The 14,368-nt window shown below is 64.4% G+C and carries 11 protein-coding genes and 1 pseudogene; 4 read left to right on the top strand and 8 right to left on the bottom strand.

Annotated elements, in window-relative coordinates:
• A pseudogene (locus tag BLT09_RS34480) lies at positions 1–267 on the top strand (IS481 family transposase); the annotation flags it as partial.
• Between the two features lie 258 nt (positions 268–525).
• On the opposite strand, the gene BLT09_RS27165 reads toward BLT09_RS34480, so the two are convergent.
• A complete protein-coding gene (locus BLT09_RS27165) occupies positions 526–1,830 on the bottom strand; it encodes a mechanosensitive ion channel family protein (protein WP_091598935.1) in 1,305 nt (434 codons plus the stop codon).
• A 576-nt stretch (positions 1,831–2,406) separates the two neighbouring features.
• Here BLT09_RS27165 and BLT09_RS27155 point away from each other — a divergent pair.
• On the top strand, positions 2,407–2,838 hold the full coding sequence (locus BLT09_RS27155) for an SAM-dependent methyltransferase (RefSeq protein WP_091598929.1): 432 nt from the start codon (positions 2,407–2,409) through the stop codon (positions 2,836–2,838).
• A gap of 66 nt (positions 2,839–2,904) precedes the next feature.
• Here the strand turns inward: BLT09_RS27155 and BLT09_RS27150 are convergent, their stop codons facing one another.
• On the bottom strand, positions 2,905–4,527 hold the full coding sequence (locus tag BLT09_RS27150) for an ABC-F family ATP-binding cassette domain-containing protein (protein ID WP_091598926.1): 1,623 nt from the start codon (positions 4,525–4,527) through the stop codon (positions 2,905–2,907).
• A 177-nt stretch (positions 4,528–4,704) separates the two neighbouring features.
• On the opposite strand from BLT09_RS27150, the gene BLT09_RS27145 reads away from it, so the two are divergent.
• Positions 4,705–5,034, top strand: coding sequence for a hypothetical protein (locus BLT09_RS27145; RefSeq protein WP_023799016.1), 330 nt, complete (start codon positions 4,705–4,707; stop codon positions 5,032–5,034).
• A 55-nt stretch (positions 5,035–5,089) separates the two neighbouring features.
• Here the strand turns inward: BLT09_RS27145 and BLT09_RS27140 are convergent, their stop codons facing one another.
• Entirely contained in the window at positions 5,090–7,102 is a 2,013-nt protein-coding gene (locus BLT09_RS27140; RefSeq protein ID WP_091598923.1) for an amidase, read from the bottom strand.
• Positions 7,103–7,451: 349 nt separating this feature from the next.
• On the opposite strand from BLT09_RS27140, the gene BLT09_RS27130 reads away from it, so the two are divergent.
• Positions 7,452–7,916: a GFA family protein gene (locus tag BLT09_RS27130; protein ID WP_051505774.1), complete on the top strand. Its 465-nt coding sequence runs from the start codon at positions 7,452–7,454 to the stop codon at positions 7,914–7,916.
• 65 nt (positions 7,917–7,981) lie between these two features.
• Here BLT09_RS27130 and BLT09_RS27125 read toward each other — a convergent pair whose 3' ends face one another.
• From BLT09_RS27125 to ligD, 5 genes are all read right to left on the bottom strand, one after another.
• Positions 7,982–8,752: an exodeoxyribonuclease III gene (locus tag BLT09_RS27125; RefSeq protein WP_091598920.1), complete on the bottom strand. Its 771-nt coding sequence runs from the start codon at positions 8,750–8,752 to the stop codon at positions 7,982–7,984.
• Positions 8,753–8,761: 9 nt separating this feature from the next.
• Positions 8,762–9,406, bottom strand: coding sequence for an alpha/beta hydrolase family protein (locus tag BLT09_RS27120; protein WP_091598917.1), 645 nt, complete (start codon positions 9,404–9,406; stop codon positions 8,762–8,764).
• Between the two features lie 184 nt (positions 9,407–9,590).
• Positions 9,591–10,694 (bottom strand): tetratricopeptide repeat protein, encoded by a 1,104-nt coding sequence (locus BLT09_RS27115; protein ID WP_091598914.1) that lies wholly within the window; start codon positions 10,692–10,694, stop codon positions 9,591–9,593.
• The gene (gene ku / locus BLT09_RS27110; protein WP_091598911.1) at positions 10,691–11,605 is read right to left on the bottom strand and encodes a non-homologous end joining protein Ku; all 915 of its coding nucleotides are present in this window, start codon (positions 11,603–11,605) and stop codon (positions 10,691–10,693) included. The genes BLT09_RS27115 and ku overlap by 4 nt, the downstream gene beginning before the upstream one ends.
• 89 nt (positions 11,606–11,694) lie before the next feature.
• Positions 11,695–14,175, bottom strand: coding sequence for a DNA ligase D (gene ligD, locus BLT09_RS27105; protein ID WP_091598908.1), 2,481 nt, complete (start codon positions 14,173–14,175; stop codon positions 11,695–11,697).
• Positions 14,176–14,368 lie beyond the last annotated feature (193 nt).

Here is a 14,368-nt window from a genome sequence, read left to right as displayed (position 1 = left end):
GGCGGCGCTGTGCCGCTCGACCGCTACCGCGTCTCGCAGCGCCAGCATCGCGAAACCGTCGAGCCGTTCGACTATGCCAAGGACGATCTCATCCGCCGCGTTCAGCAGCATGGCTTCGTCTCCATTCTCGGCCACAACGTGCGCCTGTGCAGGGCCTTCGCCGGAAAGTCCGTCGCCTTTCGCCCAACCGCTGCCGACGGCGTCTTCGACGCCTGGTTCAGACATCAGAAAATAGAAACCATCGACCTCAATGCCATTGATCGATAGGATGGCAAACTGTTCGCGATGTCTTCGCACACCTGTTCGCGATGTCTCCGGTCCAAACACCCACAAGGGGGAGGGAGACTTCCGTTTGCGCTGACCTCGGCAAATTGCCATGCCTTTCGGGCGCCAAAGGGGAAGTTAAGGCGCGCGGCAGCGTTCCCTCCCCCTTGTGGGGAGGGTTAGGGTGGGGTCCACCTTCGCAAGAATCCAAATGCGATTGACCGGCCCACAAGGGACCCACAAGGGGGGAGATTGGCAGCTTCAGCGCCCGCCTGATTTCTCAGCACGCCCATCCGGCTTCATGATGATCTCGCGATGCGGATAGGGGATGTCGATGCCGTTTTCCCTAAAAGTGTCCCACAGCGCCAGCAGCACCCTGCCGCGCACGTTGGTCAGGCCTTGCTGAGGGTCGTGGATCCAGAAGCGCAGGACGAAATTGAGCGAGGATTCGCCGAAGTCGGTGAGCCAGCAAACCGGCCGCCGGTCCGCTTCGACCCGGCCGACGCTCATGGCGGCCTTGATGGCCAGTTCACTGACCTTATGCGGGTCAGCGTCGTAAGAGACGCCGAAATTCACGTCGAGCCGCACAAGGTTATCGCTGAACGACCAGTTGATGACCCTTTGGGTGATGAAGTCCTCGTTCGGGATCAGGTATTCGCGGCCATCGCGCGTCACCACCGAGACAAACCGCGCCCGCAATTCGCGCACCCAGCCGAAAGTGCCTTCGAGCGAAATGGTGTCGCCCGGCTTGATCGACTTGTCGAGCAGGATGATCATGCCGGAGACGAAATTCGAAACCACCTTCTGCAGCCCGAAAGCCAGGCCGACGCCGACGGCGCCGGAAAATATCGTCAGGGCCGTCAGGTCGAGACCGACGGAAGACAGGGCGATGGCACCCGCCACCAGCACAAGGCCGACCTTTGCGACCTTGCCGACGAGGACGCGGATCGAGGGCGTCAGCTCTTCGGAGATGCGGACGCGCTCGTCGATATACTTGCCGACGACCACCGCAAGCCAAACCGTGGCGATCAGCAGCAGCGCCGCTTTCAGCACCATGAGCGCCGAAAGGCGCACCGCGCCCAAAGGTATTGCGAGGCCGTCCAGGAACGTCGCGGCGTCGTCATCGATGCCCAGGATGACGAGGGCCGCATAGATCCAGGTCAGCCAGGCGAGAGCCCGCGCGACAAAGCGATTGCGGACGATGCGCGACAGCACCGACGCAAACAGCCACGCAAGCGATAACGAGAGCGCGATATAGATGAAATGGGTCCGGCTTGGCCAGGTGACGGCGCGCATGAGAACGAGCGCGGCAAGCAGGAAGACCGTGAACAGGATCCAGTCGGTGCGCCGCAACAGGGCAACGACGACCCTCAACAGTCCGGGATGCCCCTTGATCTGGCGTGCCCGGTTCTCCACGAGCGGTTCGATGCGCTGCGCCGTGAGCTTCGCGACCAGGAAGAGCGTGACGATGATGGCAGCCTGATAGAAAAACCACGGCGTGACGGCGTAGTCGAACCATCGGCTGGCCCAGGCCAGCGATTCATCGATGGCGTTGCGAAAATCCATTCCCACACGACCGTTATGGATTGGCGAACAGCACAATGTCGCCGGCCTGGTGCAGGGTCAAGCCGGCGCTCTGCGCTTCAGCCCCGCGCGCCCCCGGCGCCTCTTGGCCGGTGCGCTCAACATGTCGGGTATAGCCGCCGCCATAAGAGTGACGCACGCGGCCAGGCAGCGGCCGCCAGAAACAACAACTGATTGGAAACAACCGCTGGAAAATCGCCAACGCGCAACATTGAATCACTGTTACATTAGCTTGCTCTTAAATTAGATTTAGCGTATGTATGCAGGTGGCCGGTGATCTACCCCCCAACCGGTTAGGCTCGGCGCCAGTCCCGCCCCCCTCAGGCCAACGACGCCGGGCCGCTCGGCCTTTGTTTTCTCTTTAAGTATCCCTGCTGTTCCTGTCGCGCAGTTGAGAAGTCGACCAATCGCCGGCCGCTTCGATATCGATCAAGGGGCGCCCCTCCTCAATAACCGGCGGTGAACACTTCGACGATGTCCGCGATCCCTCAGGTATCGGCCTTCCCGTCGCCAGCCATGGTCGCTAATCTCGGCTCACGGAAAGGCTGGAGAAGCGGAATGGCGAACGACTTATCGCCAAGGCTATTGGCGATCGTTGACGCGCTGCCTTTGCGGCACGGCATGCGCGTGCTGGAGATCGGCTGCGGACCGGGTGCTGCAGCGCGCGAGATCGTGCGCCGGATTGGCGACGGTCACGTGCTGGCGATCGACCGCTCGGCCAAAGCCATCGCGCAGGCCAGGGCCGCCTCGCGCGCCGAGATTGCAGCGGGCCCGCTGAGCTTTCGTCAGGTCGCCATCGAGGACTTCAACCTTGAGGCGGACGAGAAGCATTTCGACATTGCCGTTGCGGTGCGCGTTGGCGCGTTGGACGGGCGTCATCCCGAGGCAGGGAAAATCGCCCTGCAACGGCTCAAGGCCGCGTTGACGGCGCAAGGCCGACTGTTCATCGACGGCGGCGATCCGCTGCGCGAAATTGTGATACATGGCTGAGCAGCCCGTGCTTCCTTCCGGAATCGAGCGTTTGGGTCATGGCGAGCGGCAACGCCGCTCTGCGCCTCAGCTCCGCAGCCCCGGCGCCTCCTGCCCCGTTCTCTCGACATACTCCGTATAGCCGCCGCCATAGGTATGAATCCCCTCGGGCGTCAGTTCCAGCACCCGGTTCGACAGCGCCGCCAGAAAATGCCGATCATGCGAGACGAACAGCATGGTGCCCTCATATTGCGAAAGTGCCGTGATCAGCATTTCCTTGGTGGCGATGTCGAGGTGGTTGGTCGGCTCGTCCAGCACCAGCAGGTTGGGCGGGTCGAACAGCATCAGCGCCATCACCAGCCGCGCCTTCTCGCCGCCCGACAGCACCCGGCATTTCTTGTCGATCTCGTCACCGGAAAAGCCGAAGCAGCCGGCAAGCGCCCTGAGCGGCGCCTGGCCTGCCTGCGGAAACGCGTCTTCCAGCGTCTGGAACACGGTGCGCTCGCCCTCCAGCACTTCCATGGCGTGCTGGGCGAAATAGCCCATCTTGACGCTGGGCCCGCGCGCCACCGTGCCGTTGTCCGGCGCGGAGGCGCCGGCGACCAGCTTCAGCAGCGTCGACTTGCCGGCGCCGTTGATGCCCATCACGCACCAGCGCTCGCGGCGGCGCACCTGGAAATCCAGCCCTTGATAGATCGGGCGGCTGCCATAGCCCTTGTGGACGTTCTTCAGCGTCACCACGTCCTCGCCGCAGCGCGGCGCCGGCTGGAAATCGAACGACACTTTCTGGCGGCGTTTTGGCGGCTCGACGCGGTCGATCTTCTCCAGCTTCTTCACCCGGCTCTGCACCTGGGCGGCATGTGACGCCCGCGCCTTGAAGCGCTCGATGAAGGCGATCTCCTTGGCCAGCATCGCCTGCTGGCGTTCGAACTGCGCCTGCTGCTGCCGGTCGGCGATCGCACGCTGCTGCTGATAAAATTCATAGTTGCCGGAGTAAGCGGCCAGCGAGCCGCCATCGATCTCCACCACCTTGTCGACGATACGGTTCATGAACTCGCGGTCATGCGAGGTCATCAGCAGCGCGCCGTCATAATTCTTCAGGAACTGTTCCAGCCAGATCAGGCTTTCCAGGTCGAGATGGTTGCTCGGCTCGTCGAGCAGCATGGCGTCGGGCCGCATCAGCAGGATCCTGGCCAGCGCCACGCGCATCTTCCAGCCGCCGGAAAGTTTTCCGACGTCGCCGTCCATCATCTCCTGGCTGAAGCCGAGGCCGTCCAGCACCTCGCGGGCACGGCCATCCAGCGCATAGCCGTCGAGCTCCTCGAAACGCGCCTGCAGGTCGCCGTAGCGGGCGATGATCGCGTCCATCTCGTCAGCGCGATCGGGATCGCCCATGGCCGCTTCGAGCGCTCCCATCTCCGCCGCCACTTCGCTCACCGGCCCGGCGCCGTCCATCACTTCTGCAACCGCGCTGCGGCCCGCCATGTCGCCGACATCCTGGCTGAAATAGCCGATGGTGACGCGGCGATCGACCGAGACCTGGCCCTCGTCGGGCTGCTCCTCGCCGTTGATCATGCGAAACAGCGTCGTCTTGCCGGCGCCATTGGGGCCGACCAGGCCGACCTTCTCGCCCTTCTGCAAGGAGGCGGAGGCCTCGATGAAGACGATCTGCCGGCCGTTCTGCTTGCTGATGCTTTCCAGTCGAATCATGCTTTTCACGCGCGCCCAAGGGAGTTTCCCCGCGCCAATACGCGATAGGCGGCGCCTGCGGAAGCCCGCAAATCAATGGGAATACGACGCCACATTCGAAGTTCGAACTGAATTGGCGGAACCTCAGATAGTGCCGGCAGTTTAGAAAGATGACCTCAAACAGCGAAGGAGGACGAGATGAAGACCCTAACCGCTATTTTGCTCGCCACCTCAATGATCGGGCTGACGGCCGGCACGGCAAGCGCCACCTGCCACGACACGACCGCATCGATCGAAGCTCAATCAGGCGTCGCAAAAGACGCAACGCGCGCGCCCCTCGAAACCGACGCGAATACCGGTAACAGGGTAAAGGGCGGCCCGGCCAACAAGACCGGCAACACCATGCCGCTTGCCAACCAGGAAGCCGGCGGCGATAAAAACCTTGCCACCTCGCAGCAGGATGTCGAGGCGCAGCAGGAGGGCGAGAAGACAGCAGCGGCCAAGGCCGACCCCTGCAAGCCGGACTGACGCGAATTGAAAAGCCGTTTGCAGACGGCGCGCCGCACAAGGCTAAGCGCGATGGTTACCCGATCCCGCCGGTCACCATATAGGCGCCGGCGGCGCGTCCGTCTTCAAAACGCACGACAGCGGTGACGATCGAGCCGTACGCGCCGCGCCAGACGCTGTGGCTCCTCTCATGCTCTTTGGCCGGCACGACCGCGCGCCCCGTCAAGCGCGCGCCGGTCTGCTGCATGGTGACAGGCTCGCCGTTGACATGCACCTTCACACGAGTGTCGGTTCCGGCCTCGCCATCGATGTCGAGCATGATGGTTATCTCATCCTGATCACCGGCATGGCGCGTCTCGGCGGCAAGCGCGACGGTCGGCGGCGGCGGCTCGCCGGGCATGCTCGCGTTGTGTCGGGCGAAAAAAACATCGTCGGGAAGTTCCGGCGTGCGCGGCGGGCGGCTGCGGCGCTGGCCAAAACGCTCGAAGTCGCCGGCCAGCCGCAGCAGCCGGGTGTCGTCATAAGCCTTGCCGGCGAAGGTTAGGCCGACCGGCATGCCGATATCGGCCATCGTGCCCATCGGCACGGTGACGGTCGGAATGCCGAGATGGCGCGGCACCAGATTGCCATTGGCGACCCAGGTGCCGTTGCGCCAGGCCAGCCCTGCGGAGGCCTCGTTGACATCCGCATCGGCCGGCCCGACATCGGCGATGGCGGGAAACACCACCGCGTCGAGCCGTTGCGCGGCGAGCCAATCCTCGAAATCGATGCGCCGCGTCGCCTCCAGGCCTTTCAGGCCGGCCTCCAGCTCGGGAATGGCCAGGAATGGCGTGACGCCGCGCTTGGCCCGCTCGACATATTCCGCCACGTCAAAACTGTCCTCATAACGGTCCGGCAGCGTGCCCGGCGGCTGCGGAAAGATCTTTGGGCCGTCGACCGACGCGAGATCGGCGATGGCAGGGTCGGCATTGGCGCGCAGGAAATCGTCCCAGGCGAAGACGCACAGGTCCCAGATCTCGCGCTCGGCGAATCCTTCCGGCAACAGCCCGCGATCGACCATGTTTTTTGTTCCCGGCCGGTCGCGCTCGTAGTTGGAGACGACGGGAAAATCGACCTCGACCACATCTGCGCCGAGCCGCCGCAGATCGGCCGCCGCCTGCTGCCACAGTTCCAGCACCGAGGCGCGGGTCTGGATCGCAATGTCCGTATCGCGGCCGATATACATGCGCGGCACGCCGAGCCGCATGCCTCGCAGCGCTCCCTCCAGCTCGAGGCCGGTGTAGCTTGGCGGCCGTATATCCGAGCTCTTCGGCAGCGCCACCCAGGGCTGCGCACGCCAGAAATCGCCCCTTGTGTTCGGATCGTCGGCGACGATCACGTCGAGCAGTTCGAGCATGTCGGGCACGCTGCGCGTATGCGGCACCACCACGTCCATCGTCGGCACCAGCGGCCAGTTGCCGCGCACCGAAATGACGCCGCGCGACGGCGTGTAGGCGACCAGCGCGTTGTTCGACGCCGGCGCGCGGCCCGACGACCATGTCTCCTCGCCTAGCCCGAAGGCGGCGAAGCTGGCGGCGGTCGCGGTGCCGGAACCATTCGACGAGCCCGACGCGAAGGCGGCGGTCAGGTAATCGGCATTGTAGGGGCTTTCCGCCCGGCCGTAGACGCCGCGCTGCATGCCGCCATTGGCCATCGGCGGCATGTTGGTCAGCCCGATCAGCACCGCGCCGCCGGCCCGCAGCCGCCCGATGGTGAAGGCGTCCTCATTGGCGACGAGATGTTCGAAGGCCGGCGAGCCCGCGGCCACTGTGAGGCCTGATACCTTGTAGCTGTCCTTGGCGGTATAGGGGATGCTGTCCAGCGGCCCGAGCGCAGCACCTTTCCTGCGGCGCCAGTCGGACGCGGCCGCCTCCTCGAACATTTTGGGATTGAGCACGGGAACGGCGTTGAGGGTGATGCCATGGCGGTCGTATCTGGCGATGCGCCTGAGATACGCGCCGACCAGCTCGACGCTGGTGACAGTGCCGGCCTCCAGTGCCCGCCGCAGCTCTGCGATCGACGCTTCGACGATGTGGAGACTGGTCGCCATGTTCGGTCCCTGTACCCTGCGCGACGATGCGGCTTCGCGCCGCTTTTGTACAGGTCGCGTTCCTTCACACCCCCCTCTGCCCTGCCGGGCATCTCCCCCGCAAGGGGGGAGATCGGCAGCGTCGACGACCGCGTCAACTTTTTAACGCTGGAGATTGGCGAAAGCCGAAGTGACAGCCGATCTCCCCCCTTGAGGGGGGGATGTCCGGCAGGACAGAGGGGGGTGCTCAAGCTCCAGCCAGAAAATTGCTCGCGCCAAAACGCTGGATGCGTCTGGGAACTCGGTTGTTGCGGGACCTCGGTCGCGCGCTAGAATCGCCTAGCAGGGAAATCAGCACCGAGGCCAAGTGATGGATGATTGGAAACTACCCTGGGACGGCGGCTGCCTGTGCGGTGGGATACGCTTTCGCATAAGTGCGCCGCCCTTGCTGACCATGGCCTGTCATTGCACCGGCTGTCAGAAGCTGAGCGCGAGCGCTTATTCCCTGACTATGGCCGTGCCAAGCAGCGGCTTCAGCGTTACGCAAGGCGAGCCGGTGGTCGGCGGCATGCATGGCCCGCACCGGCAACTCTACTGCCCGCACTGCAAGAACTGGATGTTCACCCATCCGCACGGCCTGGACTTCTTCGTCAACGTTCGCGCTACCATGCTCGACGAGCACAATTGGTACGTGCCCTTCGTCGAGGTTTTCACGTCGGAAAGGCTGCCCTGGGCCACGACCGCCGCCAGCCACAGCTTCGCCACCCAACCCGACCTTGAGGGGTATACGCCATTGATCGAGGCCTTCGCCCGCGAAGGTGCGCGACCGGGCTGACCGGTTGCGCATGAAGGATTGAAGATAAGATTGGCGAAACCGCCAATGACGGCCAATCCCCGCCCTCACCGCAACTCCACCCAAACCGGCGCGTGGTCGCTGGCGCCGGGCTCGCCGCGAACGTCGCGGTCGATGCCTGCCCCGGCCAGCCGGCGCGTCAGTTTCTTGGACAGCAATATATGGTCGAGCCGCAGGCCGGCGTCGCGCTGCCAGCGGTTGCGGCGATAATCCCAGAATGTGTAGAGCGTCTCCTTCGGGTGTTTTTTGCGCAGCGCGTCGGTCCAGCCCTGGTCGAGCAGCGCTGCGAAGGATTCCCGGCTCTCCGGCTGCACCAGCGCATTGTCGTCATAGGAGCGGGTCGGATAGATGTCGCGCGGCTCGGGCACGATGTTGTAGTCGCCGGCCAGCACCACCGGCAGGCCGGTGTCGAACAGTTCTTCCGCATGCGCGTTCAGGCGCTCGTGCCAGGCCAGCTTGTAGGTGAATTTCGGGCCGGGCTGCGGGTTGCCGTTCGGCGCATAGAGGCAGGCGACGACGATGCCGCTGACCGCCGCCTCGATGTAGCGGGCCTGGTTATCGCTGTCGTCGCCGGGCAGCGCCTCGCGGGTCAGAACGGGTTCTGAACCCCGCGCCAGTATGGCGACGCCGTTCCAGGTCGGCTGTCCCACCCAAACCGCGCCATAGCCGGCCGCGGCGAGTGCTGTGCGCGGAAACTGCGTCTGCCTGGCCTTCAGTTCCTGCAGGCAGACGATGTCGGGCCTGGCGGCAGTCAGCCAGGCGAGCAGGTTCTGCAGCCGGCCGTTGATGTTGTTGACGTTGAAGGTGGCGATCTTCATCGGCCGGCTTCAGCGCACGATGCGCTCGGTCCACGCCTTCACCGCATCGGCGAGTGCCTTCAGATGATCGGCGGCCGAAAAACCGGAGACGCTCTTGCGCGGCTTCAAATCGTGGTCGCCATCTTCCAGCCACCGCATTTCGATGGTGTCGGAAAGGTCGTAGGTCGCGACCTCGTCCCTGGTCCCGAATTCGTCGCGTGTGCCCTGAAAAATCAATGTCGGCGTCTTGAGACCGGCGAGGTGTTTTGTCCGAAGCTGCGTCGGTTTCCCCGGCGGATGGAAGGGATAACCGAGGCAAAGCAGCCCTGAAATCTCGTCCTTCGAAAACATCTCGTCGGCGATCATCGAAGCGACGCGGCCGCCCATCGACTTGCCGCCGATGATGAGCGGTCCGTTCACGCCCTTCGCCCTGAGGTCGGCGATCGCCTTGATGTATTCCGGGTTCACCGTCTCGGCGCGCGGCGGCGGCTTGGGGTGGCCGTAGCGGCGGGCCGCCATGTAGTGGAATTCAAAGCGCGCAACGCGGAACCCGGCTTCGGCCAGCGCTTTTGCCGTGGCGGTCATCGAGGCAGAATCCATCGGCGCGCCGGCGCCATGGGCGAGCAGGATGGTGATGGGAGCGGTGTCTGGGCCGTCGAGGAGGAAGGTGGTCATGGGGAACTCCAACGTTGACGACCCCTTCTCCCCTTGTGGGAGAAGGTGGCCGAGCGAAGCTCGGTCGGATGAGGGGTGTTGGACGGAGCGCCAACGCCTCATTTCTTCCAGCACCCCTCATCCGTCTCGGCGCTAAAGCGCCGATCCACCTTCTCCCACAAGGGGAGAAGGGAGCGCCATCGCCTCACCCCGACATCCGCGCCAGCTGCAAATCGATGAACTGAATACCCTTGGCCGCCATGCGCGCCCATTCGGAGCTGGCGTCGAGCTCGAGATAGCGCGCCCAGTTTCGCCGCGCCTCGGCGAGGTTGCCGGCGTCGAACTCCAGCCTTGCCAGGTTGAACACCGCATCGGCATAGTTTTGGTCGAGCGCGATCGCCTTCTGCAGATGCCGTCGCGCCGAACCGTCGCGGCCCTCATCGCTCATCAGCCCGGCCAGATTGAACCAGGCCTCGACAAAGCCGGGGTCGCACTTGATGGCGCGGGCATAGTCGTGCGCCGCCTCGGCCGCGCGTCCGGCGGCGCGCAGACAGTTGGCGCGGTTGAAGGCGGCGATGGCGTCGCTCGGATCGATGGCCAGGCAGCGCTGATAGAGTGCCGCCGCCTGCTCGTGGTCTTCAGCCTGTTCCGCGGCTTCGGCATCGGCGAACAGTTCTTCCAGCGTGTCGTCATCCGGCGACCCCAAATCGAACAGCAGCTGGCCGTCGAGTTCGCTCTGACCGCCCTCGAGGTAGATCTGATCGGCACGCCCATGCTGCGAGCCGACATTCAGCGACTTGGCGGTCAGCGAGGCGACCGGACCGCAGCGGTGCACCGAGCGCGCGATCGCCCCCCACGAGGCGCCGCCGGCAATCAGCCCGGCATATTTGCGGGCCAGGATCAGGTCGCGAAACGAATAGGGTTCGCAATCATGCTCGAAGGCATCGAAAAGCGACAACAGGTCGAGGTCGGCGGCGGCAAGCCGCGACTGGTCAATGAGCGACTGCCTGGGCAGCGCCGAAGCCTCCGGCGCCTTCATCAGCCCGAGGAGGCGCAAAAAACCGTTTTCGCTGATCAGCTTGCGTCCGGCCGCACGCTCGGCGGCGACGCGGCGCTCGATCTCGGCATCCCCCGCCTTGGCCAGAAGTGTGCGGCCGAACACGACATGGCTGGTGCGCCTGTTGACGCCGCGCCGCAACTGGCCGTGCCGGCGCTCGACTTCACGCGCCGCCAGCCTGAGCGGGAACGCCGCCAGCGCGCCGATCGCGCCGAAGACGCTGCCGGAAATTATACCGGTGGGCGCTGTCACCCTTTGCTCTTGCCGACGGCCTTGAGCAGATTGGCCTTGAGCGGATTTTCCTTGGCCGCGCCGGCGCCGCCCCTGGCGGATTTCGTTGCCGGTTTCGCCGCTTCATCGGCCTTGCTCTTGCTCTTGGCCGGCGGCTTGGCCGATTGCGACAGGCTGGCCTTCAGCGCATCCATCAGATTGATCACGTTGCCGCGCTCGGGCGCTGCCGCGATGATCGGCTTGTGACCCTTGAGCTTCTCGCGGATCATCGCCATCAGCGCGATCTCGTAGCGATCCTCGTAGTTCTTCGGATCGAAGGTGGTTTCCTTCTGCTTGATCAGCGCTTCGGCAAGCTGCAGCATTTCCGGGTCTGGCTTGCCGGCCGGGATGTTGCCGAAATATTCAGCCGTGCCGCGCACTTCGTTCGGGTTCCTCAAGGTGCAGACGAACATGCCGTTCTCGCGCGCGCCGATCGTCACCACGCGCTCGCGGCTGGACAGCACCAGCCGCGCGATCGCCAGCTTGCCGGACTTGCGCATCGCTTCGCGCAGCACGGCGAAGGTTTCCTCGGCCATCGCGCCATCCGGCGCCAGGTAGTAGGGGGCGTCCTGATAGATGACGTCGACCGAATGCTCGTCGACAAAGGCTTCGATATTCATCGTGTGGTTGGATTCGATGCGCACCGCCTCGAGGTCGGCATCGTCGATGATGATGTACTGCTTGTCCTCGTATTCGTAGCCCTTGACCAGATCCGAGCGCTCGACCAGCCCGAGCTCGGGATCGACCGGCTTCATGTTGATGCGGTTGTGGGTGTCCTTGTGCAGCTGGTTGAAACTGATGCGCTCACGGGCACTCGTCGCCGGATAAAGCCGGACCGGACAGCTGACGAGACTGAGCTTGAGGTAACCTTTCCAACTTGCCCTGGGCGCCATGAAACTCTCCTACGCGGCCGTGCACTTTCGAACTTTTCGCAGCGCTTCGTCCAAAGGACGAACGACGCTGCGCAAAACCTACATCGCCCTCACAATACCGGCAAATCCCTAGCGAACTCTTCCATGTCGGCCCAGGGATCGCCGGAGGTGGCCAGAAGCCCCGGCAGTGAAGAATAATTCAAATCTTCCGGAGCGTCGATGGATTCCAGATCGGACCAGCTCACCGGCGTCGAGGCCGGCAGGTTTGTGCGGGCGCGCAGCGAATAGGGTGCCGCCGAAGTGTGGCCGCGCGCGTTGCGGTGAAAGTCGATGAAGATGCGCTGCTTGCGGTTGTCCTTGCCCATGGTGGTGGTGAAGGTGTCGGGCGCCGTGGCGGCCAATGCCGAGGAGATGGCGCTGGTCGCCTGGTGCAGCTTCTTCCAGTTCTGTTTTTGCGTCACCGGCACTGATATGTGGATGCCCTTGCCGCCCGAGGTTTTGGCAAACGGCACCAGCCCCATCGCCTCCAGTTCGGCGCGGATATGCACCGCCGCCTCGACCACCTCGCGCCAGCTAACGCCCTCGCCCGGATCGAGGTCGAAGACGATCAGGTCGGGTTTGTCGAGCCGAGTGCGATGGGTGCCCCAGGTGTGGAACTCGACGACGCCGAACTGCGCCAGCGCCAGATAGCCCTTGGCGTCCTCGACCGACAGGTAGGATTTGGTCTCGCCCTCGGAATTGGTCGCCTCGAAAGTCGCCACCGATTTCGGCATGCCGGTGAAGGCATGGCGCTGGAAGAAGCAGTCCTGCAGCTTGCCGGTCGGGCAGCGCACCAGCGACACCGGGCGGCCCAAAATGTGCGGCAGCATGAAGTCGCCGACCAGCGCGTAGTAGACGGCGATATCGAGCTTGGTCGGTCCGGTTCTGCCGAACAGCCGCCGCGTCGGGTTGGTCACCCAGATCGTGGCGAGGTCGGCCTCGGCGATCAGCCGCTTGCGCTTGGCCGATACAGGCGTCGACAGGCCGACGTCGCGCAGCCCGCGGAACACGGCATGGCGCAGCGCATTATCGGTGGTCCGGTTGGCATAGTGGATATGGGCCGAAAGCAGCGGCCGCACCCAGTTCATCTCGCGCATGATCTCGCGTGGAACGCCTTCGGGTGCAGACGCGCCGGCGCGCAGCGGCTCCAGCCGGGCCAGCAACGCGGTCGCGGTGGCGGCGTCGAAGCCGGTGCCGACCTTGCCGCGATAGTGCAGCTCGCCATCCTCGAATTCGCCGAGCCCGAGCGCGGCCAGCCCCTCGGCTGCAGCAGAGGTGGTGTAGCCGGCGATGACGAAATCGCCGGTTTTCAGCGCCTTGGTCTTGGTCCAGGTCTTGGTGCGGCCGCTCTGGTAGATCGCCGTGGCGCGCTTGGAGACGATGCCTTCCAGCCCCATCTCGGAGGCCTGGTCGTAGAGCGCCTGGCCATCGCCTTCGACGTGGTCCGAGAACTGGATGGCGGAGCTGGCGCCCAGGCCTAACAGCAATTGCGACAGCAGCGCCTTGCGCCGGCCGAGCGGCACTTTTCTCAGGTCCCAGCCGTCGAGATACAACAGGTCGAAGGCATAGAAGTGGAGCTTGTTGCCGGCGCCCTCGGCCAGCGCCTCCTGCAAAAAGGCAAAGCGGCTGATGCCCCTGGCGTCGAGCACGACGACCTCGCCGTCGATGATTGCATCGCGGCAGGGCAGCCTGGCAAAGGCGAGCGACAGGTCGCCATAGCGCCTGGTCCAGTCGAGGCCGGCGCGGGTGATCAATTTGACCGCGCCGTCGGCCAGATGCGCCATGGTGCGGTAGCCGTCGAATTTTATTTCGTGCAGCCAGATTTCGCGCGTTTTTTCGGCAGGGCCTTCGCCGCCCGGCGGCTTCGGAACCTGCGTGGCCAGCTGCGGCTCGATCCGGGAAGGCAGCGGCGCCTTGACCGCGCCCGGCAGCGCACCGGGTTTCAATGCCACCGGTTTCGCAAGCCTTGCGGCAGGCTTTGCCACCAGCTCCTCGATGCGGCGGCCGGATTTGACGCTTTCCGGCCGGGCTTCCAGTATGTCGAGCCTGGCGTCGGCGGCGAGGTCGCGCTCCTTGAACAGCAGCCAGTTCTTTTTGCCCTCATCCTCGCCGGGCTTCGGTTTCAGCCTGGTCAGCATCCAGCCGCCATTCAGCTTCTCGCCGGCGAGACGAAATTTGAAGGAACCGGTGCGCAAGCTCTTTTCGACATCGTCAATCGGCGCCCAGACGCCGGTATCCCAGACGATCATCGGCCCGCCGCCATATTCGCTCTCGGGAATGACGCCTTCGAAGTCGATATATTCAAGCGGATGGTCCTCGGTCTCGACCGCCAGCCGCTTGTCGGCCGGATTGAGCGACGGGCCGCGAGGCACCGCCCAGCTCTTCAGCACATCGCCGACCTGCAGGCGAAGATCGTAATGGTCGGCAGTGGCATGGTGTTTGTGCACGACGAAGCGATTGCCTTCTGCGGCAACCGGCCCGCCGGCGGGCTCCGGCGTCTTGCTGAATTCGCGCTTGGCGCGATAGGCCTTGAGTTTGGAGGGAGCTGGCATCATCAAGCGCTGCCGCTGACGGGCGTCCGGTACTGCCTGCCGGCTGCTGCCCTGCCTTCGTCATTTGCCGAAAGGCACAGCGATCGAGTACCCGGCACCCTCCGTCGCGTTTCTTCACACCCCCCTCTGTCCTGCCGGACATCTCCCCCGCAAGGGGGGAGATTGGATGTCACGAATGCTTTCGCCAATCTCC

It is taken from the genome of Mesorhizobium muleiense, from assembly GCF_900099905.1.
Lineage (GTDB): Bacteria > Pseudomonadota > Alphaproteobacteria > Rhizobiales > Rhizobiaceae > Mesorhizobium > Mesorhizobium muleiense.
Note: the sequence above shows the minus strand (reverse complement) of the source record. Positions and strands in the feature narration are given on the sequence as shown.

Coding starts and splice junctions, on each gene's coding strand:
- BLT09_RS27165 (WP_091598935.1), bottom strand. CDS start 1,830: ATGGATTTTCGCAACGCCATCGATGAATCGCTGGCCTGGGCCAGCCGA.
- BLT09_RS27155 (WP_091598929.1), top strand. CDS start 2,407: ATGGCGAACGACTTATCGCCAAGGCTATTGGCGATCGTTGACGCGCTG.
- BLT09_RS27150 (WP_091598926.1), bottom strand. CDS start 4,527: ATGATTCGACTGGAAAGCATCAGCAAGCAGAACGGCCGGCAGATCGTC.
- BLT09_RS27145 (WP_023799016.1), top strand. CDS start 4,705: ATGAAGACCCTAACCGCTATTTTGCTCGCCACCTCAATGATCGGGCTG.
- BLT09_RS27140 (WP_091598923.1), bottom strand. CDS start 7,102: ATGGCGACCAGTCTCCACATCGTCGAAGCGTCGATCGCAGAGCTGCGG.
- BLT09_RS27130 (WP_051505774.1), top strand. CDS start 7,452: ATGGATGATTGGAAACTACCCTGGGACGGCGGCTGCCTGTGCGGTGGG.
- BLT09_RS27125 (WP_091598920.1), bottom strand. CDS start 8,752: ATGAAGATCGCCACCTTCAACGTCAACAACATCAACGGCCGGCTGCAG.
- BLT09_RS27120 (WP_091598917.1), bottom strand. CDS start 9,406: ATGACCACCTTCCTCCTCGACGGCCCAGACACCGCTCCCATCACCATC.
- ku (WP_091598911.1), bottom strand. CDS start 11,605: ATGGCGCCCAGGGCAAGTTGGAAAGGTTACCTCAAGCTCAGTCTCGTC.
- ligD (WP_091598908.1), bottom strand. CDS start 14,175: ATGCCAGCTCCCTCCAAACTCAAGGCCTATCGCGCCAAGCGCGAATTC.